This is a genomic window from Erwinia sp. AC075 (assembly GCF_979253995.1).
Map to the genome: position 1 here is coordinate 3,133,901 of NZ_CEEDEU010000001.1, position 23,437 is coordinate 3,157,337.

At 57.3% G+C, this 23,437-nt stretch carries 21 protein-coding genes and 1 pseudogene; 13 read left to right on the forward strand and 9 right to left on the reverse strand.

Translation table 11 applies throughout. The annotated features are described in order from the left end of the window. Positions 1–185: 185 nt before the first annotated feature. Both AC0IXH_RS14830 and AC0IXH_RS14835 read right to left on the reverse strand, forming a co-directional pair. Positions 186–527: a DUF1493 family protein gene (locus tag AC0IXH_RS14830; RefSeq protein ID WP_471720639.1), complete on the reverse strand. Its 342-nt coding sequence runs from the start codon at positions 525–527 to the stop codon at positions 186–188. Further along, positions 524–898: pseudogene (locus tag AC0IXH_RS14835) on the reverse strand (STM2901 family protein); the annotation flags it as partial. The gene AC0IXH_RS14830 and the pseudogene AC0IXH_RS14835, both read right to left, overlap by 4 nt. Before the next feature lie 145 nt (positions 899–1,043). On the opposite strand from AC0IXH_RS14835, the gene AC0IXH_RS14840 reads away from it, so the two are divergent. Together AC0IXH_RS14840 and AC0IXH_RS14845 are read left to right on the forward strand one after the other, a co-directional pair. Next, a complete protein-coding gene (locus AC0IXH_RS14840; protein ID WP_471720640.1) occupies positions 1,044–1,439 on the forward strand; it encodes a DUF1493 family protein in 396 nt (131 codons plus the stop codon). A 70-nt stretch (positions 1,440–1,509) separates the two neighbouring features. Then, positions 1,510–1,935, forward strand: coding sequence for a hypothetical protein (locus tag AC0IXH_RS14845; RefSeq protein ID WP_471720641.1), 426 nt, complete (start codon positions 1,510–1,512; stop codon positions 1,933–1,935). Positions 1,936–1,984: 49 nt separating this feature from the next. Here AC0IXH_RS14845 and AC0IXH_RS14850 read toward each other — a convergent pair whose 3' ends face one another. The 3 genes from AC0IXH_RS14850 to aspT (AC0IXH_RS14860) form a co-directional block, all read right to left on the reverse strand. Then, complete coding sequence (locus AC0IXH_RS14850) at positions 1,985–3,664, reverse strand: bifunctional aspartate transaminase/aspartate 4-decarboxylase (RefSeq protein ID WP_106381786.1); 1,680 nt, start codon at positions 3,662–3,664, stop codon at positions 1,985–1,987. Between the two features lie 84 nt (positions 3,665–3,748). Continuing rightward, positions 3,749–5,434, reverse strand: a complete 1,686-nt coding sequence (gene aspT, locus AC0IXH_RS14855) for an aspartate-alanine antiporter (protein WP_471720642.1) — start codon at positions 5,432–5,434, stop codon at positions 3,749–3,751. Positions 5,435–5,472: 38 nt separating this feature from the next. Continuing rightward, the gene (gene aspT / locus AC0IXH_RS14860; RefSeq protein ID WP_471720643.1) at positions 5,473–7,173 is read right to left on the reverse strand and encodes an aspartate-alanine antiporter; all 1,701 of its coding nucleotides are present in this window, start codon (positions 7,171–7,173) and stop codon (positions 5,473–5,475) included. A 793-nt stretch (positions 7,174–7,966) separates the two neighbouring features. Between aspT (AC0IXH_RS14860) and AC0IXH_RS14865 the strand changes: the two genes are divergently transcribed. Genes AC0IXH_RS14865 through AC0IXH_RS14875 form a run of 3 tightly spaced genes read left to right on the forward strand, consistent with a single transcriptional unit; the run spans position 7,967 to position 10,535 of the window. Then, positions 7,967–8,983 carry an ABC transporter substrate-binding protein gene (locus AC0IXH_RS14865; RefSeq protein ID WP_013200583.1) on the forward strand — a complete coding sequence of 339 codons (1,017 nt, stop codon included), beginning with the start codon at positions 7,967–7,969 and terminating at the stop codon, positions 8,981–8,983. A gap of 11 nt (positions 8,984–8,994) precedes the next feature. Beyond that, entirely contained in the window at positions 8,995–9,759 is a 765-nt protein-coding gene (locus tag AC0IXH_RS14870; protein ID WP_134823365.1) for an ABC transporter permease, read from the forward strand. Beyond that, positions 9,756–10,535, forward strand: a complete 780-nt coding sequence (locus tag AC0IXH_RS14875) for an ABC transporter ATP-binding protein (RefSeq protein WP_346595468.1) — start codon at positions 9,756–9,758, stop codon at positions 10,533–10,535. The genes AC0IXH_RS14870 and AC0IXH_RS14875 overlap by 4 nt, the downstream gene beginning before the upstream one ends. Positions 10,536–10,594: 59 nt before the next feature. Here the strand turns inward: AC0IXH_RS14875 and AC0IXH_RS14880 are convergent, their stop codons facing one another. The 3 genes from AC0IXH_RS14880 to AC0IXH_RS14890 all read right to left on the reverse strand — a co-directional run bounded on the left by AC0IXH_RS14880 (position 10,595) and on the right by AC0IXH_RS14890 (position 13,901). Continuing rightward, positions 10,595–11,704, reverse strand: a complete 1,110-nt coding sequence (locus tag AC0IXH_RS14880; protein ID WP_013200580.1) for an AI-2E family transporter — start codon at positions 11,702–11,704, stop codon at positions 10,595–10,597. A gap of 95 nt (positions 11,705–11,799) precedes the next feature. Next, positions 11,800–13,278 carry a SulP family inorganic anion transporter gene (locus AC0IXH_RS14885; RefSeq protein WP_471720644.1) on the reverse strand — a complete coding sequence of 493 codons (1,479 nt, stop codon included), beginning with the start codon at positions 13,276–13,278 and terminating at the stop codon, positions 11,800–11,802. Further along, positions 13,275–13,901 carry a carbonic anhydrase gene (locus tag AC0IXH_RS14890; RefSeq protein ID WP_106381793.1) on the reverse strand — a complete coding sequence of 209 codons (627 nt, stop codon included), beginning with the start codon at positions 13,899–13,901 and terminating at the stop codon, positions 13,275–13,277. Before AC0IXH_RS14890 ends, AC0IXH_RS14885 begins: the two co-directional genes overlap by 4 nt. Positions 13,902–14,719: 818 nt before the next feature. Here AC0IXH_RS14890 and AC0IXH_RS14895 point away from each other — a divergent pair. Genes AC0IXH_RS14895 through aroQ form a run of 4 tightly spaced genes read left to right on the forward strand, consistent with a single transcriptional unit; the run spans position 14,720 to position 18,640 of the window. Next, positions 14,720–16,099 (forward strand): MFS transporter, encoded by a 1,380-nt coding sequence (locus AC0IXH_RS14895; protein ID WP_206404201.1) that lies wholly within the window; start codon positions 14,720–14,722, stop codon positions 16,097–16,099. Positions 16,100–16,115: 16 nt separating this feature from the next. Further along, positions 16,116–17,375 (forward strand): gallate dioxygenase, encoded by a 1,260-nt coding sequence (locus AC0IXH_RS14900; RefSeq protein ID WP_013200576.1) that lies wholly within the window; start codon positions 16,116–16,118, stop codon positions 17,373–17,375. Then, complete coding sequence (locus tag AC0IXH_RS14905) at positions 17,375–18,199, forward strand: amidohydrolase family protein (RefSeq protein ID WP_471720645.1); 825 nt, start codon at positions 17,375–17,377, stop codon at positions 18,197–18,199. The genes AC0IXH_RS14900 and AC0IXH_RS14905 overlap by 1 nt, the downstream gene beginning before the upstream one ends. 9 nt (positions 18,200–18,208) lie before the next feature. Then, entirely contained in the window at positions 18,209–18,640 is a 432-nt protein-coding gene (aroQ, locus tag AC0IXH_RS14910) for a type II 3-dehydroquinate dehydratase (protein ID WP_134823362.1), read from the forward strand. Here aroQ and AC0IXH_RS14915 read toward each other — a convergent pair. After that, positions 18,635–19,870, reverse strand: a complete 1,236-nt coding sequence (locus AC0IXH_RS14915) for a LysR family transcriptional regulator (protein WP_106381798.1) — start codon at positions 19,868–19,870, stop codon at positions 18,635–18,637. The two genes, aroQ and AC0IXH_RS14915, sit on opposite strands and share 6 nt — an antisense overlap. 127 nt (positions 19,871–19,997) lie before the next feature. Here AC0IXH_RS14915 and galB point away from each other — a divergent pair, with 127 nt between their 5' ends. From galB to AC0IXH_RS14935, 4 genes are read left to right on the forward strand one after another with little or no spacing between them, the layout of a single operon-like run. Continuing rightward, positions 19,998–20,741, forward strand: a complete 744-nt coding sequence (galB, locus tag AC0IXH_RS14920) for a 4-oxalmesaconate hydratase (RefSeq protein WP_013200572.1) — start codon at positions 19,998–20,000, stop codon at positions 20,739–20,741. Continuing rightward, on the forward strand, positions 20,738–21,451 hold the full coding sequence (locus AC0IXH_RS14925; RefSeq protein WP_471720646.1) for a 4-carboxy-4-hydroxy-2-oxoadipate aldolase/oxaloacetate decarboxylase: 714 nt from the start codon (positions 20,738–20,740) through the stop codon (positions 21,449–21,451). Before galB ends, AC0IXH_RS14925 begins: the two co-directional genes overlap by 4 nt. Before the next feature lies 1 nt (position 21,452). Next, positions 21,453–22,553, forward strand: a complete 1,101-nt coding sequence (locus AC0IXH_RS14930; RefSeq protein WP_471720647.1) for a 4-oxalomesaconate tautomerase — start codon at positions 21,453–21,455, stop codon at positions 22,551–22,553. After that, on the forward strand, positions 22,553–23,437 hold the full coding sequence (locus AC0IXH_RS14935) for an NAD(P)-dependent oxidoreductase (protein WP_471720648.1): 885 nt from the start codon (positions 22,553–22,555) through the stop codon (positions 23,435–23,437). Before AC0IXH_RS14930 ends, AC0IXH_RS14935 begins: the two co-directional genes overlap by 1 nt.

Sequence of the window (23,437 nt, forward strand, 5' to 3'; positions counted from 1 at the left end):
ACAATTCAAAACATGCCTATTTGATGACTCATAATCGCTTGGTCACTGGTTCAAGTCCAGTTGGGGCCACCAAATTTACCCTGTTAAATCAGGATATTAAGCCACCTTTTAGAGGGTGGCTTTTTTGTTTCTGGTTTTGAGTGTCGATGAAATGGCTATGCCTGTCCAAACAGGCGCAATGCCTCTCAATAGAGCCAACGGCCCGCTTTGGCTGATTCAATCAGCATGGTAATAGTCAGTTCCTCAGGCTCCTTTTCCTCTATCTGCATTGAGCGAGGTCGCAGGAAATTAGGGATCAACCCTTTTTCGTATGGCCAGTATTTGATGAAATCGAAGTTTGTATCATCAACACCAAAGCGTGAAAAATAATCCTTCATAATGTCATCGCCTGTCTCGCGTGCCCAAGGGTAGCGGCCCGTGCTGAGGCTGGTATCAAGAGTAAGAGGTCGCTTTTTACTGAAGGGCGTGGGCAAGTTCCAATGCTCGTCATACCAGTCGAAGACCTCCTTTGCCTTAGCTTCACTCATCCCCATAATTTGTCCTCTTCCCTCGCAATACGATTAAATGTATTCGTTGCCCTCCAGGCGATGGTCATCACGTCATTCATAATGAACATAATACCGAGGATAGGGATCCAACGCCCTGTAAAAGCCCCTAAATTAGTGACATAGCTGAATTTTCTTCTTTTTATCGAACCATTGGTAAGCGTAGGCAATTGCATACCGACTTCAATATTGATCCAACGCCTTAAATTCTGGCTTAAGAAGCTGGTTCCTTTTGTTGCTCCAGCTGGCTTTCCTCTGGTGGTTTTCGTTGGTTGACCCAAGATGAAAAGGGCAAGTGCTATCACATCATCAACATTTAGCTGCCGTTGGGCTTCATCAAGGAACACCCAGAAAACTCCGCTAAATTACGTCCTCGCACGCCGGGCTAAATTTGCCAAACCGCGCACACTTCACAAAACTCCAGCCCAAAACCCCTACCCACATGCCCCACACGGTTATAGGATTGCCACTCCACCAGACAGGAGTCGAAGAGTAGCCATGGACACAGTCAACAACCCCCCATCCCACGCAGTTCCCATGCCAGAAATGAGCAGCACTGGCGCTCAGTTATTAGCCTGGTATCAGGAACGATGGAATAAGCCCCTGTTCCTCTCCTTCAAGCGCCCCACTCTTACCCTGGAGACCAGCCTTTCTACAGGTGATTACCCATGGTGCTGGGAGGATGGGGAAGACATCCTCGTTGAATACTTCGACAAATTCCATGTCGATAAGGGCAATTTCTCATTCACTAACTACTGGCCGAATGAAGGGGTGTTTATGCTTCTGAATTTTCTGCGTTCAAAGGACAAAAAGAGGAAGTGGACTGAACCGAAACCACTTACCTTAAAAATGCTGGCTGAATCGGCGAAGGCCGGTCGTTGGCTGTATGACTAAATGGAAAAAAGAAGGTTATGGCTAAGCACATCAATCTGCGCCTAACCTTCAGCACTTCAAGGAATAGATTATGTCACCCAGCACGGTTATTAAATGGACACACCGAATCCTGACGCTTCTCTTGTTGCTATTGGTCCTCGGCTATTTAGCCTATCAGCGCACAATGGGCCCGCCTTATGACGATGCATTGCTATCAGCGAAACAGATCGGCCCGGACACCTGGCTTTATATAACGGAGTATCAGGGCGGCGCAACGGTGTCTGATGTCTACCGTTACTACATTTCTGCAGAATTAAAAACCGACCCGCTAAAAGCACTCGGCCATGTTGCGCCCTTCCTGACGGCGGATACCGCGGATGCGAAGGTCAACAAATGGGGAAACCGAATCAGTATCAACCTGAGCGGCAAGATCTACCATTTCACCAGTTCCGTCTATTACACCTCAAACGGCATTGCGATGACGCCATCCATTGATTTCACCTCCCGCACCCCATAAAAAAGGCAGCCCCAAACGGCGCTGCCAGCCTCACTTTATCCCGAACCCACTATGACTTTTTCTTAGCCTTAGCCTTCGGTTTCGGGATTGCGCCGGCCGCTTTCACCGTTTTTACTGCTTTAGCGGCAGGCGACGGGACGTCGGCATTGGTCGCCTCGACAAACTTCTCATAGTATTCCTGAGAGAGCCTGCGGATGGCTTTCCCGATGTTGGCGTAGTCATATTCATTCAGGTTAGCCAGCGACACGCGCCATGACGGGTGCGGAGTGCCGAACCCGCGGCCCGGCAGCAGGATAACGCCGGTTTCTTCCGCCAGGCGGAACAGCGCCTCGTTCGGTTTCAACCTGCCCAGCATCCATATCACAAACTCGGAACCGTACATCTGCTCGGCCAGCTCTTCCAGGTCCAGCAGATGGTAGTAACGTACCGAATTGTTGTCATACGGCATCGGCAGGCCCAGTTCGCGATACAACGCCTCTTTCCTGCGCAGTACGATGCGTTTCATTTCGGCTTTGTAAGCGCCCGGTTCGTCCATCAGGCAGAAAATTGAGAACAGCGTCATCTGCGCCTGCACCGGCGTCGACAGCCCGGCGGTATGGTTCAGCGCTACCGTGCGGCTGTCGGCGACCAGGCGATCGATAAACTTCAGGCTACGCGGTGCGGTAGTAATCGAGCTGTAACGCTTGTCGAGCTGCTTACTTTTGGCTTCCGGTAACTCGGCAATCGCCGCGTCGATAATATTGTCTTCATGGGTTGCCACAATCCCCATGCGCCAGCCGGTGGCACCAAAGTATTTCGAGAAGGAGTAAACAAGAATGGTGTTATACGGGCAGATGGCGAACAGCGAGACAAAGTTGTCGGCGAAGGTGGCGTACACGTCATCGGTAAGAATGATCAGGTCAGGCCGCTTTTTCACGATCTCGGCGATGTATTGCAGCGTGTCCTCATCGATTTTTACCGACGGCGGATTGCTTGGGTTCACCAGGAAGAACGCCTTCACTTTCGGGTCGAGCAGCTTATCCAGCTCTTCGTGGGTGTACTGCCATTTATTGGATTGCGGCGCGTCAATATGGATGGTTTTGAGGTTGTAATCGCTAAGCTCGGGGATCTCGATGTACGGGGTGAAGATCGGCATCCCGAGCGCGATGGTATCGCCCTCATTGATCACATGGTTGGCCTTCAGGCTGGCAAACAGGTAGGTCATCGCCGCCGTGCCGCCTTCCAGCGCATACATATCAAACTTACCGACAAACGGATAGCTGCCGATCATCTCGGTATGGATGTACTTGCCGATAATCTCTTCGCTCATCTTGAGCATGCGGTCCGGCACCGGGTAGTTACAGCCCAGGATGGCTTCACACATTTCATAAATGAAATCCCCGGCATCCAGGCCCATCTGGTCGCGAATATACGACACGGCCGATTCGATAAAACGCACGCCGGGGACACTTTCATGCTGCTTGGCAAACAGTTCAAACCGCGCTTCGATACCTTCACGCTTCGGAAAGCCGCCGACATGATCCATATACATGTAGGAGCGTTCGGCTTCGGTCATTGCAAATAAGCCAAACTGGAAAAAACCGTGGCGCGGGGTGGTAGCCAGAAAGTTGGGGTTCCCACGGCCAGCGTTCAACATCAACTGGTTACTTTGAACCGCCCGCTGCATCAGAGCATCTTTCAGTTCAAAAGGGCTCAACAGCGCGAGCTTTTCCGGGTCGCTAAAATTCATGTCACTACTCCTTGAAGCATCATTGACAAAGCAAATTGCCATTCCGGAAACCTCCGGGCAGGCTACCTGTAGGACGACATCTCGTTAAACCAGTGCAACAACCAGCGGTCCCAGTAAGGTCAGGAAAACGTTGGCCAGCGCGTAAGTAATGGCGAATGGCACCGTTGGCACGGTGTTTTCGGCTTTATCCAGCACCTCACCAAAAGCCGGGTTCGCGCTGCGGGTGCCGCTAAGCGCCCCAGCGAAAATGGCGGTGTTGTTGTAGCGCAGGACGTAGCGGCCAAACAGCATGGTCAGCACTAACGGCAGGATGGTCACCACCACGCCTATTAACAGCAGCTTCAGCCCCTGGCTCTCGACGGTTTGCACCGCCTGCAGGCCGGAAGAAATCCCGACCACCACCACAAACGCCGCCAGACCCAGATCTTTCAGGATCTGCACCGCGCCGGACGGCATATAGCCGAAGGACTGCCGACGGGAGCGGAACCAGCCAAACAGCAGGCCGGAGAGCAACGCCCCGCCACCACTGCCCAACGTCAGCGGAATCGAGCCGATTCTGGCGGTCAGTAACCCCACCAGCAGACCAACCACAAGGCCTGCGCCCATATAAACGAAGTCAGTTTTGGCGCTTGGCACAATCGCATGACCAATCAGGTCCACCACGCGTTTGACGTCCTGTTCCGCGCCAAATACGGTGACCACATCGCCCAGCATCAGCACCGTTTCCGGCTCCAGCGCCAGCGCTTTACCCTGGCGGGTAATCTGCGAGACATATATCCCATGACGCACGTCCTGCGCGGCGGCAGCACGAATATCGCCAAAGGTGCGGTTTTCAAGTTTCTTGCTGGTGATCACCACTTCACGCCGCTGCATGGTCAGTTCCATGCCTTCCTCGGCGTGCAGCTCTTTGCCGAGGGTTGGGGCTACGGTGACCACGGCGTTACGTTTGCCGACCACCAGCACGATATCGCCACCCAGCAGTTGCAGATCCGGCGTCGGCTCCATCACCTGTTTTTCCCGCTTCACCCGTTCGATGGTGATCGCCACGTCTGGAGCGCTCTCCAGGGCGGAAACGGTGGTGGAAGTATTTGGCGGCAACTGGAAAATCCTGCCAACCAGATCGGGCGCGGCGGCTTCCTGGCCCGGTCCGTAGACCTGCACGCCGGACTGGATGGCGCTTTCAGCCTTTAACGCATCCTCTTTGATGCTGCGGCCCATAAATTTCGGCAGCAAATTCACACAGACCAGAATGGCGCCGAAGGATCCGAAGACGTAAGTGACCGCATAGCCGATCGCCACATTGCCCTGTAAGCGCTGAACCTCATCGGCCCCCAGCCCCAGCTTGGTGATGGCATCACCGGCGGTACCGATAATCGCTGACTGGGTTAATGCCCCCGCCGCGACGCCGGCCGCCAGCCCTTTATCCAGATCGAAGCCTTTGGCTAACACCACCACCGTCAGCAGCCCGGTAATCGCCAGCACCGCCGCCAGAATGATCTCTTTGATCGACTGCTTGCCTAAGGAACGGAAGAAATCGGGCCCGCTCTCGTACCCCACCGCATAAATAAACAGGGCAAACATCACCGATTTCACCCCCGCATCGATCTCCACGCCCACCTGGCTGACCAGCACGGCAACCAGCAGCGAACCCGCCACCCCGCCCAGCTGGAACTTGCCAAATTTGATCTTGCCGAGGTAATACCCCGCCGCAATCGACAGAAACAGCGCGATTTCGGGAGACTTTTGGAACAACTCATGCAACCAGTTCATATGCCTACCTCAGTTACCAAAATGAAGAGTCCTGACAGCTAAACAGGCTGGAGAGAACTGGCCAGCCCGACAATTAACGGCCCCATCAGGGGCAGCACGACATTCGAAATTGCGTAGGTGATGGTGTAACCCAGCAGCGGCGTGGAATTTCCACAGGCACTCTGGATGGCACTCAGTGCAGGCGTGCTGCACTGTTGCCCGGCAATAGCCCCGAGTAACACCGGGGCGCTGAGTTTGAGCCAAAAGTGCCCAACCAACAGGGAGAGAGACGCCGGGATCACTGCGATGGCAATGCCCAGCAGCGGCAAGCTAAAGCCGTACTGCATAATCAGCGCCATCGCCTGCGGGCCGGATGACAGGCCGACCCCGGCAATAAAGCCCGCCAGGCCCAAATCCTTCATCAGCGCCAGCGCATCGGCATTCACCGTATGCAGATCGGCACGACGGGCGTGATACCAGCCCAGCACCAGTCCGACCACCAGCACGCCGCCGCCGGTTCCGGCTGAGAACGGAATGCCGCCGATGTTGAGGCTAAAGCTGCCCAGCAATGTGCCGAGGGCAATCGCCAGCCCGGCAATGCCGAGGTTGCTGGCGAGCTTGTCGGGCATCCTTTTGCCGATATGGCTGAGCTGGGCGCCGGAGCTGCGGCCACCGCCGGGCGTGGTGTCGTAAATCTGCAGGATGTCATGCAGCTGTAAGCGGGTTGCGGGTAAGGCCGGCATAATCGCATCGCCGCGCTGAATGGCGGCCACATGCAGGCCAGCGGGCAAGGTCACCTCCTGCAAAGGCCGGTTGGCCATCGCCGGTGCCAGCAGCACCACATGGTAGGTTTCCAGCGCAGCGGCCATCGAAGTGGTATCCGGCATCTCCTGGCCCAGCATCGCGGCGGTCTCAATCAGCGATCCGCGATAGCCCACCAGCAGCACGCGATCGTCCCGGCGCAGCTTCAGCTCAGGGGTCAGCCCGAGCAGTCGGCCATGACGCTGCACCCGTACGATGCTGCTTTGCTGGCCCAGCCGCTGCTGGATTGCCGCCACGGTATAACCGGCGCCGGCATCCACCCGATAACCGCGTCCGACGATGGTCGGTGCCGCAGACTGTCCGTCGGTTTCGACCCGCCCGCCCATTTCCAGCCACAGTTTGTCCGCCTCCTCGCGCAGGTTAACGCGCAGGAACAGGGGAAAAAGCTGGCTGGTAACGATGACGATGGTGATCAGCCCGCAGATATAGGTGATGGAATAAGCGGTCACGACGTTGCCCTGCAGGCGGAGGATGTCGCTGGCAGGCAAATCCAGGCGGGAAATGGCGTCGGTGGCGGTGCCCACCACGGCAGATTCAGTCGCGGCACCGGCCATCATCCCCGCCGCAGTGCCCGGATCCAGATGCATCACCGCCGTGGCGGTCAGCACCAGCGCCAGCACCGCCACCACCTCAATCAGGCAGAACAGACCCAGGCGGATGCCTTTGGCATTCAGATTGGCGAAGAATTGCGGGCCACCGCTGTAACCCAGCGCAAAAATGAACATCATAAAGAAGATGTTTTTGATGCCGGTATCTACGGGAATATTCAGCTGACCAATCAGCAGCGCGGCAATCAGCGTGCCGCAGACGCCACCCAGCTGGATCGGCCCAAGGCGGATCTGCCCGATGGCATAGCCAAATGTCAGGGCCAGAAAGATAGCCAGTCCGGGAACAGACTGTAACGCCTGAGTGATATAGGAAAAAAAAGTACCAGACATGCAACATCCCTGGTCATTTAGTGGATACTGCCGGAGAGAGAAGAACGTCACCCTCTGAGATGCCCGTAAGCCAAATTCGCCGTCGAGTCCGGTGAAAATATAGCAGGCGTTTAAGCTTTAAACAGAAAGCGGCGGACAGGTGACGGCGAGAGAAAAACAGGGAGAAAAATCCCGCCTGGCCAGGCTGATGGCAAAGACTCATTTATAATGCATGTTTTACAAGGATTTACATTAACGCAACATGGATTCCCTTACCGCAAACCTGCCTTTCAGAACGATGGTTATTTAACCACCATGCAGTAATTTCAAAAAAAAAGTGATGGTTATCGGGTTGAATTTATTAGAAAAAATTATGACTCCGCGCTTTTTCCGCGGATTTTTTATCATTTCGTTATTTTTAACGCTGAAAATGACCGTGCGATCACAAATAAGCCGCCTGCGGACGATCACATCTGCCCAGCTATGTTCCTTAAGCCCACAATAAAGTTGAGCACAATGAAAGGGATGCCGTCCGGCAGGCATGACTGGCCCTAAAAATCCCCGTCTGAAAACGCCACTTTACCGCCCGTCTTTCTGGCAGCCGCGCTAACGAAAACAAACGCACTGCTAGCAATCAAGGGGCATTTTCTCCAGATTGGTGCACCGTTCGCACCACCCGCAACGCACCTTACGCCACAAATTTCGTTCAGGGCCTGCGTTGCCTGCCTTTGCCGTTCTGGCATAACTCCTGCATTGCTTGATCACTAACTTGTATACAAGCCCGCATACCGGGCCACATTGGGAGTCATCAGCCATGAGCAGCAAAGACAAACAGACTATCGATGCGATGCGTCGCCAGATCATGAAATATTCGGCACTGACTTTAGGCGGCGTTGCACTCAGTGGCATGTTGGGGAGCCTGCCTGCGATGGCGGCAGACGAAGAGATCCTGATTGGCTACTGGCCGATTGTCGGCGGTCTGCCTTTATATGTCGGTATTGAGAAAGGCTTCTTTAAAAAGGCGGGCCTGAATGTGCGCGCGGTGAAATTTGCCAGTACGCAACAGGTGGTCGAAGGGATGATCACCGGGCGCATTCATGGCTGTGCCAACGGCACGGCAACCGGTGCGCTGGGACTGGGCGCGCTGACCAGCCCGGACCTGTTCAAAATAATCTGCTCCAACCCGTCCAACGAAAAAATGGTGCTGGATGAATTCCTGGTGCCGATGAACAGCACCGCCAAATCCATCGGCGATCTGAAAGGCAAACGCATCGCCTGCGGACCCGGCATCCAGAACGTCACCATGGCGAAAATCATTCTGGAAAAGAATGGCTTCACGGAAACCAACGTGATCGAACTGCCGATTGGCCAGCATGTGCCTTCGTTAGCGGCGGGGCAGATCGACGGCGTTTATACCCTTGAGCCCACCGGCACCGTCGCGCGGATGAAAGGCTTAGGCAAAGTGCTGGAAACCGGCGTGATTGCGAAATACGTGCTGGGCGATGCCAACGCACCGTGGTTTGGTGGCGCGGCGGCGCTGACCAGCAGCTTTATCAATGCCGATAAGGCCCGCTCGACGCAGTTTGTCGAAGCCTATGCCGAAGCGGTGAAATACATTCAGCAAAACCCGGACGACGCGCGTCAGTATGTCGCCGGCTACACCGGTATCGAAGCTGCGCTGGTGAAGGAAGTGCCGCTGCCGGGCTTTGTGATGTATGACCAGCTCACCGGCGAAAATCAGCAATGGTTCCAGAAATTCTATGACGTCTTTACCGAACGGAAGATCTTCAGCAAGCCGCTTCAGGTTGCCCCGCTGATCTACAAAGCATAAGGAGACGCAAGATGAAGCCATCATGGCGTTATAAGCTTCTGCCGCTGGTTGGGCCGCTGCTGCTGTTTTTGCTGTGGCAGACGGCGGTCAGCGCCAAATGGCTGAACCCGGTGTTACTGCCCTCACCGGGTGAAACCGTCAGCTATCTGTTCAGCAAGCTGGCCGACGGCAGCATGAATCAGGATATCGGCGCCACCCTGTACCGCACGCTGATGGCCTTTTTCGTCTCGGCGGTGATTGGTGTGCCGCTGGGCGTGATGCTCGGCAGCAGCGAACGTCTGTATCGCAGCGTGGAGTTCCTGGTCGATTTCTTCCGCTCCACGCCCTCCTCGGCGCTGATCCCGCTGTTTATGCTGATTTTCGGCATTACCGACACCAATAAAATCGCCATTGCGGCCTTTGCGGCGGTGCTGGTGATCCTGTTTAACAGCGCGTACGGCGTAATGAATGCCAAAAAGACCCGCATCATGGCGGCGCAGGTGATGGGCGTTTCGCGCTGGCATGTGTTCAAAGACATCATGCTGATGGAAAGCCTGCCGCAAACCTTTGTCGGCCTGCGCACCGGCGTGTCGATGGCGCTGGTGATCGTGATCGTTGCCGAGATGTTTATCGGCTCGGAAACCGGTCTGGGCCATCGCATTATCGACGCACAGCAGCTGTTCAACATTAAGGACATGTACGCGTCGATCCTGATTACCGGTGCCTTTGGTTATCTGCTGAATCTGGCCTTTTTGCTGATTGAAAAGCGCTGCGTACACTGGAGTGGCAAAGCATGAACCATCCTCCCTACCCTAAACCCAATACCCACGTCACGATCCGCGGGCTGGATAAAACCTTCGCCGGGCAACCGCTTTATCAGGATCTGAATCTCGACTTCCCGCGCGGCAAGATTGTGTCGATATTCGGCCCCAACGGCTGCGGTAAATCGACGCTGATGAATATGATTGCCGGCCTGATCCCGGTCGATCGCGGGCAAATTTTGTTTGATGGCAAAACGCTGGCGGAAACCACCATCGGCTATGTGTTCCAGAACTACCGCGATGCATTGTTTCCGTGGCTGACCGCCTGGAACAACATTGCCTATCCGCTAAAGCGCCGGGGAATGAAGGCCGATGCGGTGAAAAAGCGCGTGGCCGAGCTGTCGGAAATGTTTGATATCCGCTTCGATCTGCAGCGCTATCCGTACGAACTGTCGGGCGGCCAGCAGCAGACGGTGTGCATCATGCGCGCGCTGGCGACCGAGCCGGAAGTGATGTTTCTCGACGAGCCGTTCTCGGCCCTCGACTTTGAAATGACGCTGTTTATCCGCGATAAGCTGCAGCAGGTGCAGCAGGCAACCGGCGTGACGATGCTGATTGTCTCGCACGATCTGGAAGATGCGGTGTTCCTGGCGGATGAGATCTTACTGCTGACGCGGCGTCCGACGCGGGTGGCGGAAATCGTGCCGTTTGAATTACCGCGTCCGCGCACCGCCGAAATCATGAGTCATCCGGAATTTATTCGCGTCAAAGCCCATACGCTGGAGGTGTTTAAGCGGGAAATGGCGGGGTAGTCTCATCAAGCAAAAAGCAGCGCCGGAGCGCTGCTTTTTTATTTCACCCAGCCGGCCGATCAGGCTTCCGGCGGGGCTTTCCCTTCTTCAATAAACTCTTCATCGATCTCGTCGCTGTTTTCGCGGTTATCGCGACCGGAAAGCAGATTCCAGCAGGCAATAAACATCGCGGCAATCAGCGGACCGATCACAAAGCCGTTGATACCGTAGATTTCCATGCCGCCGAGGGTGGCGATCAGAATCAGGTAATCCGGCATCTTGGTATCTTTGCCGACCAGCAGCGGGCGAAGAATGTTATCCACCAGCCCAATGACCACCACAAAGAAGCCGACGATAAACAGCCCTTTCCACAACACGCCCGAGGCGAAGAAGAAGATTGCCGCAGGCACCCAGACAATCGCCGACCCCACCGCCGGGATCAGGGACAGGAAGGCAATCAGTGCACCCCACAGCAGGATGCCATCAATGCCGGTGATCCAGAATGCCAGCGCACCCAGCGCGCCCTGCACCACCGCCACCACCACCGTGCCTTTGACCGTCGCACGGGAAACCGCTGCGAACTTCATAAACAGGTGATGCTTCACGTAGCTGGACAGCGGCAACGCTTCGAGGATCAGATTGACCAGGTAAGCACCGTCTTTCAGCAGGAAGAACAGCAGATACAGCATGATGCCGAACCCAACGGTGAAACCGAAGGTGCTTTTACCGATCAGGAATACGCTGCCCGCCAGATACTGTCCGCCCTGCATCGCCACCTGTGAAAGCTTTTGCTGGATTTGCGCAGCGGTATCCAACTGGTGTTCGGTCAGGAAGCTTCTGGCCCAGCCCGGCAAATGCTGCATCACGTCAGCCATGATGGTCGGCAGCTGCATATTGTTGCTCTGCAGCTTGGTGTAAACCACATTGAACTCAATCGCCATCGACGAAACGAGAATGGCCAACGGGGTGAAGACGATTAAGCAGATCACCACCAGCGTGGCAAAGGTGGCTAATCCATTACGGTCACCCATCATCTGGCGGAGTTTTGTTTTCATTGGGTGGAAGATCACTGCGAGGATCGCAGCCCACAATACCGAAGAGTAGTACGGCCCCAGTACATCAAGAAAAGCCACTGTTACGATAAAAAGGATCAGGATGAAAAATCCTTTTGCCAGGCCGTTAAATCTCATGTCAGTCCCTCTAATGCGCAATTTTGCTCCCGAAGCATAGAACGCAATTTCGCATTTGCAACAAAAGACTGACGCTCATTTAACGGCCTGTCACATCAGGCGAGTTTCACCGGCCACTGATTCAGCACGATGCCACGTTTCTGCGCCCCTTCACCGAAGTCTTTCAGCACCGCTTTGACATCCGGATCGATGTACTCCGCGTTGTCGTGATCGACAATCACTACGCTGTTTTCCGGGATTTCCGCCAGCAGGCCTTTTAACCGGGGGTTATGCATAAAGGTCAGGTTCTGCTGGAAGCGCAACACAAAGTGATCGTCGTAGCGCGTAAGCAACATCGCCCCGCGATGGCTCTTGTAGATGCTGAACAGGATCTGCGTGGCCAGGCCAATACCAATCCCCGCCAGCATGCCAAACACCAGAATCCCGCCGATGGTGGCAAGGAACGGCACCGCCTGCTGCGCGCCCTGACGGAACTGCTCAACAAACAGGCGCGGCGTGGCCAGCTTATACCCGGTATACAGCAGCACCGCCGCCAGGCTGGCCAGCGGAATGGCGTTCAGCAGTTCGCTGAAGTAGAGGCCACACACCAGCAGCAACACGCCGTGGATCAGGATTGAAATCTTGCTCTGCGCACCGGCGCTGACGTTGACCGAGCTACGCACAATCACCGCGGTAATCGGCAAGCCGCCAAGGAAGCCGCTGATCAGGTTACCAATACCCTGCGCGCGCATCTCTTTGTCCGGCGACGGCGGTGGATTTTGTGGACGCAGCTTTTTCAGCGCTTCCTGGCTAAGCAGGGTTTCCAGGCTGGCAACGATGGCGAGGGTCGCGGCGATCATATACACCGCCGGATTCTGCCAGACGCTCCAGTCCGGGCGTTCCAGTTCACCGGTCAACGCCGCCAGGCTGTCGAAGGAAGGCAGAGAAATGCGCGGCAGGTTGCTGACGATGTCCGGGAACATTCTGCCGCCGACCACCGTCGCCATACAGCCAAACAGCACCGCGACCAACGGGCCGGGCGCCCAGCTCAGCACCTTGATGTTTTTGACGGTGTTGGTCGACCAGAACCACAGAATAAACAGGCCGATGCCGGAGACCACAATCGCCGGGATCGACACGCTGAACGCGCCGCCGGTGACCAGCGAGCTGAGTTCACTCTCTTCCGCCGCACCCAACGCCACCGGGATCTGCTGCATAATCAGCAAAATACCGATTGCCGCCAGCATGCCTTTGATCACCGTGCCAGGCACCAGGGTGATAAAGCGTCCGGCGCGCATCACGCCAAGCATAAACTGCAGCACGCCGGCGATGATTAACGCGAACAGCAGGGCGGAAAACGATCCGAGGGTTTCAATGGCGCCGGTGACAATGGTCACCAGACCGGCGGCCGGGCCGCTGACGGCGAATTTAGACGGGCTGAAGGTGGTTACCACCAGCCCGCCAATCACCCCGGTAAGCAGGCCAACGAAGGGCGGAAGGCCGCTGGCCTGCGCAATGCCCAGACAGAGCGGCAGCGCCACCAGAAACACGACCAGACCCGCCGGGATATCCCGACGTAGATGACTTAAGTTCATGGCGATTTACCCTCTGCACTTTGCTGGATTAACTCTTTCAGATGCCCGGACTGCAGGTCATACACGCAGCCAAACACATCCAGTTCCACGCCGGATCGCCAGATATTCAGCACCGGCTCTGCGGCGATCAGGTGAGAAAATTGGGCGAGGACGTTGGCCTCCACCAGCTTATTCAGCTTTTCGCTTTCATCCTCAATACCCTCGGCGTCGGCCAGTCCCGGTGCCAGCGCATTACGCAGTTGCGTGATGCGTCGGGCGAGCGGCGAGTTTTCGTCAGACAACGGAATATTCGGTAAGGCTATCGCCGCCTGCACGCCACCGCAGCCGTAATGGCCGCAGAGCACAATGCGGGACACTTTCAGGTACTCCAGCGCGTATTGCAGCACGCTCATAAAATTATCGTCACCGGCCACCACCATATTGGCGATATTACGGTGCACAAAGAGTTCACCGGGATGCGCGCCGGTCAGGACTTCGGCGGGAACGCGGCTGTCGGAGCAACCAATCCACAGCGAGTGCGGCTGCTGGGAATCGACGTTTTGGCGAAAGTATTGAGGATTGCGTTGGCGGCGCTGTAAGGCCCAACTGCGGTTTTTCGCTAACAGGGGTTTTAGTGTCGTCAAAATACATTCTCTCTTTTAAGTACGACAGGAATAAACCTGAGCGCCAAATAAATGGAAATAAGTGTTAACAGAGGAACTGCCTCCGTTTAAGTATGTACACATCTGCTGTAATAAGTTCTGATATTTTAGACTGGTATTAATTATTAAGATTATTCTTAAGTCAGATGAAATAAGCGAATGTAATTTTTATTAAATTAACCTGTTTACCGTTGATTTCTCAGCACACGCGTTTCCAGCCAATTAAATAAACTAAAGTAATCAACTAAAACCCCTAATAATCAATAATATGTTTAATTAATGCATTCCTGATTCATTAATTAAACATAAGCTTTTCCTATGACCTCAATTAGCCATAAAAGGGATGGTCGTCTCTTTAATATACCGCTTTATCATTATTTTTTGTGGGGTGAATAAATAGATCCACTGGCTAAATCACTGAAAGGTTTTATTTCTCTAAGAATAAATACGCTGGCGAGTAATAACGCGATTTATCAATAAACGTCAGAAACACACTGAAATATTTGAACATCTTTACATTGTCGATCTGCCGCCCTTCCCCGGTTTCATCTTACGGCACACCTCACAGAATAAATAAAACTCATGCCTCTATAACGATTTTATGGCAGACAAAGCCGCTGGCCCTGCTTAAGTTGGTATTGGCACAACAAAACAACAACAATATAACTGGCTGTTTTATAATAAAAAAACAGAACAGACTTACCTCAAAAACAGATAAAAACACCACCCGTCAATCCCAGGTGAGTGGATTTTTTTTTAACCCGGTCACGGATTAATAAAAAAAACAGAGAGCGTACCCTATGAGCAACCACGACATTGTCGACGTAAAGGGATGGATTGATTCCCGCGCCATCTCGGGGAAGCAATGGCTGATCCTGGCCCTGTGCTTCTTAATTATCCTGTTCGACGGTTATGACGCCGCCGTAATGGGCTTTATTGCCCCTGCCCTGATTGAAGACTGGGGCATTTCCCACGCTGAGATGGGCCCGATCCTCGGTGCCGCAATGTTCGGCGTGGCGATTGGCGCGCTGGTCGCCGGGCCGTGGTCGGATAAATTTGGCCGCAAGAAGATCCTGCTGATTTCGATTGCCTGCTTTGCCTGCTTCAGTCTGGGCAGCGCCTTTGCCCGTTCCCCGATGGAGATGGCGCTGCTGCGCTTTCTGACCGGGCTGGGCCTTGGCGCGGTGATGCCCAACTGCGTGACGCTGGTGTCGGAATATATGCCGGAACGTCGCCGCAGCCTGATGATCACCCTGATGTACAGCGGCTTTAATATCGGTTCCGGGATGGGCGGCTTTATCGCCGCCGGCATGTTGCCGCACTTTGGCTGGAAATCGGTGCTGCTGTTTGGTGGCGCGATGCCGCTGCTGATGCTGCCGGTGCTGATCTGGGTATTACCGGAATCGGCAATGTTTATGGTGGTGCGTAACGTCAGCCGCGAAAAAATTGCCGCGGTGCTGAACCGCATGGGCGGCAGCTTTACTGCCACCACCGCCTTTGTGCTGTCGACGCCGATTGTGCCGAAAAAAGCGCAGGTGCTGCAGCTGTTCAGCAAGGGCTATGCCGGCGGCACCATCGTGCTGTGGCTGACCTACTTTATGGGCCTGTTTGTCATCTACCTGCTTAACGGCTGGCTGCCGACCATTATGCGGTCGGGCGGCGTCACGCTGGAGCGCGCGGCAATTGTCGCCGGGCTGTTCCAGCTGGGTGGCACCGTCGGCGGCCTGCTGGTCGGAAGCCTGATGGATCGCCTGAAGGCGAAATATGTCATCGCGACCTTTTATCTGCTGGGCTGTTTCTGCCTGGTCTCTCAGGGCGTCTGGGGCTTTGGTCCGGACATGCTGGCGCTGCTGGTGTTTGTCAGCGGGCTCTGTATTAACGGCGCGCAGACCGGCCTGCAGGCCTTCTCACCGGCCTTTTATCCCACAGAAATGCGCGCCACCGGCGTGTGCTGGATGCACGGCATTGGCCGCAGCGGCGCGATTATCAGCTCCTCGCTGGGCGGCGTGCTGCTCGGGGTGTTCCCGGGGCAAACCAGCATCTTTATTGTGTTAGCGATCCCGGCTCTGCTGGCGGCGCTCTCGATTACGCAACATAAGCCTGCGCAGGTGGCAAGACAGCTGAAAGGGGTTGATCTCAACGACCTGCCGTCCCTCTCGCGCAGTATGAATAACCGATAAGTGAAGGAAGAGAACTATGGCTACTATCATCGGCGGTCTGGCCGTCTCACACACGCCAACCATTGGCTTTGCAGTCGACCATAACAAGCAACAGGAAGGGGCCTGGGCGCCTATTTTTGACGGCTTTGCGCCTATGCAACGCTGGCTGGAAGAGAAGAAACCGGACGTGCTGCTGTACGTGTTTAACGATCACGTCACCTCCTTCTTCTTCGATCACTATTCGGCCTTTACGCTGGGCATTGATGAGCAGTATGCGGTGGCGGATGAAGGCGGCGGCCCGCGCGATTTGCCGCCGGTTCAGGGCCACGCGGCCCTGTCGCAGCACATTGGTGCCAGCCTGATGGCCGATGAATTCGATATGTCGTTCTTCCAGGACAAGCCGCTGGATCATGGCCTATTCTCACCGCTGTCCGCACTGGCACCCTGCGATAACGGCTGGCCGATGCAGGTGGTTCCGCTGGCGATTGGCGTGCTGCAATTCCCCATCCCGTCTGCCCGCCGCTGCTTCAAACTCGGCCAGGCGCTGCGCCGCGCGGTGGAAAGCTTCCCGGAAGATCTGAAGGTAGCGGTCGTCGCCACCGGCGGCGTTTCTCATCAGGTGCACGGTGAACGCTGCGGCTTTAACAACCCGGAGTGGGATGCGCAGTTTGTCGATATGATCGTCAACGATCCGCAGCGTCTGACCGAAATCACCCTCGCCGAATACGCCACGCTGGGCGGGCTGGAAGGGTCGGAAGTGATTATGTGGCTGGTGATGCGCGGCGCGCTATCTGCCAACGTGGAAAAGCTGCATCAGGCCTATTATCTGCCGTCGATGACCGGCATCGCCACGCTGATCCTCGAAAACCAGGCGAGGGAAGCGCCGGTGGATGTGCATCAGCGCCAGCGCGATAAGATCAACCTGCAGCTCAGCGGCGTGGAGAAGTTGCCCGGCACCTATCCGTTCACTCAGGCGCGCAGCCTGAAGGCATTACGCATCAACAAATTCCTGCACAAGATGATCCAGCCCGCCTGGCGTGAGCGCTTCCGCAACGAACCCGAGGCGCTGTATGACGAATCAAAACTGACCGAAGAAGAGCGCACGCTGATTAGCTCGCTGGACTGGCGCGGGATGATCCATTACGGCGTCAGCTTCTTCCTGCTGGAGAAACTGGGTGCGGTGGTCGGCGTCTCCAACCTGCATATCTACTCCGCGATGCGCGGCGTGTCGCTGGAAGAGTTCCAGCAAACCCGCAATCAGCAGGTGCTCTATTCTGTTGCGGGGAAAGCGTCCTGATGACCTCGTTGCCCATTATTGACTGCCACCATCACGTGTTCGATCCGGCGCAGTTTCCCTATGATGCCAACAGCGGCTATCACCCGGACGGTCACGAGCTGGCCACTCCGGCCTACTATCAGGCGGTGATGGAAGCCTACAACATCCGCCATTCGCTGATGGTCGGCCCGACGTCGGCCTATAACCTCGATAACCGCTGCATGCTGGAGGCGATCCGCCAGTCCGGTGGCCGGGCGAAAGGCATTGCGGTGACGCCGCGTGACGTGGACAGCAATACGCTGGCGGCCCTGAAGGATCGCGGCGTGGTCGGTATTGCCTTTAATGTCGCGATGCTCGGCACCGGCCCTTTTTTACAGCTCGACGATCTGATGGCGAGGCTGGCGGAGCTGGAGATGTTTGCGCAGATCCAGGTGCAGGATGATCAGCTGCTGGCGCTGATGCCGCTGCTGAACCGCACCCGCACCAAACTGATCTTCGACCATTCCGGGCGACCGGACGTTAACGCCGGGCTGTCGCAGCCGGCGTTCCAGGCGCTGCTGTCGCTGGCGGGTCAGGATCGGACATCGGTCAAACTGTCGGGCATGGCCAAGTTCTCGCAGCAGCGCTACCCGTGGCAGGATGCGCAGCCGTATGTGCTGGCGCTGCTCGACGCCTTTGGCGCGGATGCCTGCCTGTGGGGTTCTGACTGGCCGTTCCTGCGCGCCACCGAACGGATGGACATGGGCACCCAGCTGCTGCTGCTGGAGAAAATGATCCCCGACGAAAACACCCGCCGCAAAATCCTGTGGGATACCCCAAAGCGCCTGTTTGGCTTCCACGACTGAGGAAAACGCATGAAAACCATTTATGTTCTGAATGGCCCGAACCTGAATTTACTGGGCACCCGCGAGCCGGAAACCTATGGCTCCGACACGCTCGAAACGGTGGAAAAGCTCTGCCGCGATACCGCTGCCGAACTGGATATCGCCATCGAGTTTCGCCAGACCAACCATGAAGGGGAAATGATCGACTGGATCCAGCAGGCGCGTTTGCAGGCCGATGCGCTGGTGATCAACCCGGCCGCCTGGACACACACCTCGGTGGCGATCCGCGACGCGGTGACCGGCGTGGCCCTGCCGCTGTGGGAAGTGCACATCACCAACGTGCACAAGCGCGAAGCCTTCCGCCATCACTCGTTCCTGTCGGATGTCGCGCAGGGCGTGATTTGTGGTTACGGCATTCGTGGCTACCGCTATGCGTTGATCGAAGCGGCCCGTTCTTTATAAGCGCGGCTCGCTGCCGTGGCACACCTCGCGCAGAAAGCCGATCAGCGCGTCGGCCGCCGGTGACGGCAGGCTGCCGGTGCGGTAGCTCAGCCCAATCGCCCGTCGGGTATCCGGCAGGGCGATCGGCAGCACCACCAGCTCTTCGGACGCCAGCTCAAACTCCAGCTGGTGCGCGGAGACGGCGGCCAGCATATCGGAATCGCGCAGCAGGCCACGCACCAGCGCCAGATCGCCGCTCTCGACCACCGGATCCGGCGTCGGAATGCCCATCGCCAGGAAGCAGTTATCCAGCAGATTGCGGGCGGGCGTATGGGAACGCGGCAGCACCCAACGCGCCTCGCGCAGCGCCTGGGTGCTGACCGGTGCCTGCGCCAGCGGGTGATCGCGTCGGGCCACCAGCACCATCTCTTCCGCAAACAGCGGTTCGTTGCTGATATCGTTGATCTCTTCGGTGTTACGCAGCGCACCAAAGATAAAGTCGATCTCGCCGGATCGCATTTCAGACGTCAGCATGCCCCAGGCACTTTCGCTGGTAACCACCTTGATGCCCGGATACCGCGCGGTCAGCCGCACGATCGCCTGCGGCAGCAGTCTTGTGCGGCCGAGCGGTAAGGCCCCCACGCGCACCGTCCCTTCCAGCACCCCTTTGCGGGCGGCAATATCCGCCGGAATATGCCGCAGCTCGTTGAGGGCACGGCGAATATTCGGCTCGATTTCCCGTCCCGCCAGCGACGGGATCATGCCGTGCGGCGTGCGTTCCAGCAGCGCGATGCCCGCGCCGTTTTCCAGCACCTTGAGCGCGGCGCTGACCGCCGGCTGGCTGAGCCCCAGCTGCTGAGCAACCGACTGCATATGCCGGGTCTGGCACAGCCTGACGAAGATTTGCAGGCGACGGACGTTGAACAGCCACAGCGGTTCTGACTCCGCCCTGCCGCCTTTGCCCTGCAGTTTGCTCAGCAATAACGGGATGGCGTGCAGCTCATCTATTGCCCGTTCGGCGCGCGGCAGAATGCATTTCCCCAGGTCGGTGAGGCGCATACCGCCCGCATGACGCTCAAATAACGGCACGCCTAAAGTGAGTTCCAGATCGCGAATGGCGCGGGTGATCGCCGACTGGGTACGAAATAATTCATCGGCTGCCTTTGAGACACTTCCCTGAACCACAACCTGACTAAATGCCCTGATTTGCATCAGGTTTGTCAGTTCCTGCCGGGTAATTTCCTGTGCCATTTCCGCTCCTTCTCAACCTGTGATCTGAGCCAAACTATAAATAAAACGCATACCCACTGCAATCAAATGAATTATCCGGGGATTCGCCCGCGTGACAGCATGAAAAAAAACGCAAAGGAACCCGAATATGACTGAGTTAACTTCCCCGAAAACCGCTCTGGTGGTCAGCGCTCACTCTGCCGATTTCGTCTGGCGTGCCGGCGGCGCCATCGCGCTGCATCAGCAACAGGGCTATCAGGTGCATATCGTCTGCCTGTCATTTGGCGAGCGCGGCGAATCGGCCAAGCTGTGGCGTAAAGGGCCGTCGATGACCGAAGCGCAGGTCAAAGCGTCCCGCCGCACGGAAGCGCAGGCCGCCGCCGAAATCCTCGGTGCCAGCATCGAATTCTTCGATCTCGGTGACTACCCGCTGCGTGCGGACAAAGAAACGCTGTTCCGCCTGGCGGACGTCTATCGCCGCGTGCAGCCTCACTTTGTGCTGACCCATTCCCTGCAGGATCCCTACAACTACGACCATCCGATGGCGACTAATCTGGCGCAGGAAGCGCGAATTATCGCTCAGGCCGAAGGCTACCGTCCGGGCGAGAAGATCGTTGCCGCGCCGCCGGTGTACTGCTTTGAGCCGCACCAGCCCGAGCAGTGCAACTGGAAGCCGGACGTGCTGCTGGATATCACCCGCGTCTGGGACAAAAAGTACGCGGCGATCCAGTGCATGGCCGGGCAGGAACACCTCTGGGAGTACTACACCCGCGTGGCCCAGCAGCGTGGCGTGCAGGCGAAACGCAATGTCGGTATCACCGCCGCCCGCGACATCATTTACGGCGAGGGCTATCAGAGCATCTTCCCCCGCGTGACGGAGGATCTGGCATGAGTGCGATCGGTCAAAAAGGCGTTGTCGTGCGTAATATCCCGCGCGCGGATAACATTGATATCGCGTCGCTGGCGACATCCGGCGTGGCAACGGTGCATGAAGCGCAGGGCCGCAAAGGGCTGCTGGATCACGCCATCCGTCCCCTTCAGCAGAACAAATCGGTGGCGGGAAGCGCCGTCACCGTGCTGCTGGCACCGGGCGATAACTGGATGTTTCACGTCGCGGTTGAGCAGTGTCAACCCGGCGACATTCTGGTGGCGGTGCCGACCTCCCCGTGCGTGGATGGCTTCTTCGGCGACCTGCTTGCCACCTCGCTTAAGGCGCGCGGCGTGATTGGCCTGATTGCCGATCACGGCGTTCGCGACTCGCGCACGCTGCGTGAGATGGGCTTTGCGGTCTGGTCCCGCGCGGTGTTTGCGCAAGGCACGGTGAAAGAAACGCTCGGCTCGGTCAACGTGCCGGTGATCTGCGCCGGGCAGCTGGTCAATCCTGGCGATGTGATTGTCGCCGATGACGATGGCGTGGTGGTAGTGGCGCGCGGCGAAGCGGCGCAGGTGGCGGAAAGCGCCCGCAAGCGCGAAGCGCTGGAAGAGAGCAAACGCGTGCGCATGGCGGCGGGCGAACTGGGTCTGGACATCTACCAGATGCGCCCACGGCTGGCCGAGAAAGGCCTGCGTTACCTGGACACCCTTGACGATCTGGAGACCTAATATGCGCCAGCGCCGCCTGCCCTGCCTGCTGATGCGCGGGGGAACCTCAAAAGCCGCCTGCCTGCTGGCCAGCGATCTGCCTTCAGACGCGGATCGTCGCGATCGCGTGCTGCTGGCGCTGATGGGATCGCCGGACAGCCGTCAGATCGACGGGCTGGGCGGTGCCGATCCGCTGACCAGCAAAGTGGCGATCGTCCGGCGATCGGAACGTGCCGATGCCGATGTCGATTACCTGTTTGCCCAGGTCAACGTCGACAAGGCCATCGTCGATTACGGCCAGAACTGCGGCAACGTGCTGGCGGCGGTCGGTCCGTTTGCCATTGAGCGCGGGCTGGTTAAGGCCGGCGATCCGCTCACCGAAGTGCGGATCTTTATGCAGAACACCGGGCAGATTGCGGTCGCGCAGATCGCCACGCCAGACGGCGAAGTCTGCTACGACGGCGATCTGAAAATCGACGGCGTGCCAGGCACGGCGGCGGAAGTAGTGCTGAATTTCAGCGATATCGCCGGATCCAGCTGTGGATCGCTGCTGCCAACCGGCCAGCCGCGCAATGTCTTCGACGGCATCGAAGTGACCTGCATCGATAACGGCATGCCGGTGGTGCTGTTGCGGGCCGCCGATCTGGGCCGTACCGGCTACGAGAGCCGCGAGCAGCTGGACAACGATCCTGAACTGAAGCAGCGGCTGGAATCCATCCGTTTGCAGGCCGGTCCGTTAATGAATCTGGGCGACGTCAGCCAGCGCACCGTGCCGAAAATGACGCTGCTGTCGGAACCCAGCCAGGGCGGCACCATCAACAGCCGTACCTTTATTCCCCACCGCTGCCACGCCTCGATTGGCGTGCTGGGCGCGGTGAGCGTTGCCAGCGCCTGCCTGGTGGCGGGCAGCGTCGCCAACGGCCTCGCCCGGGTCGGCACCGCACGCGATCAGCGGCTGAGCGTCGAGCATCCCGGCGGCGAATTCAGCGTGCTGTTGCAGCGCGATGATCGCCTTCAGCTGACCGGCGCCGGACTGCTGCGCACCGCCAGACTGATTTTTGCCGGTGAGGTGATGATCCCGGCGTCCGTCTGGCCGCTTTCCTCATCACAGGAGACGCTGTAATGACAAAAATGACCTTTATTGGCTTTGGTGAAGCGGGCGGCATTCTCGCCGCGGCGCTGGCGAAACAGGCTGAGGTCACGGTGTGGGACCGCAAGTTCGATCGCGCCGAATGCCGCGCGGCGATGATGGAGAAAGCCGATGGCGCGGGTGTGCGCGTGGCCCGCTCGCTGGGCGATGCGCTGGACGGGGCCGAACTGATCTTCTCCGCCGTCACCGCTTCTGAAGCGCTGAACGTGGCGATGGCCGCCGCCGCCGATCTGCACCCTGGCCAGACCTTCCTCGACCTGAACTCGGTGGCACCGGCCACCAAGCTGGCGGCCGCCGAGCTGATTGAGGCCCGTGGCGCGGACTATATCGATGTGGCGGTGATGGCCCCGGTGCCACCGGCGGGGCTGAAAACGCCGCTGCTGATTGGCGGTAAAACGGCGGAAGCCCTGAACGTCACGCTGCGCTCGCTGGGGATGAACAGCCAGTACCGCAGTCGCGACGTGGGCGAAGCCTCCGCGATCAAAATGTGCCGCAGCGTGATGATCAAAGGGCTGGAAGCGCTGACCACCGAATGCCTGAGCGCCGCCCGTCAGTACGGTGTGGAACAGGCGGTGCTGGACTCGCTGCATGCCAGCTTCCCGTCGCTGGGCTGGAATGCCGCTCTGCCGGATTACCTGATTAGCCGGGTGGCGGAGCACGGCCAGCGCCGCGCAGAAGAGATGCGCGAAGTGGTACAAACCCTGCAGGACGTCAACGTGGTCCCGGCGATGAGCCAGGGCATCGTCACCACACAGCAAGGGCTGGTCGATGCGCTGGCGCAACGTGACCTCAACTATCAACAGCTTACCCCCTTTGTCTGGCAGCACACGCTGGACCGGATTTACGTTAAGGACTGA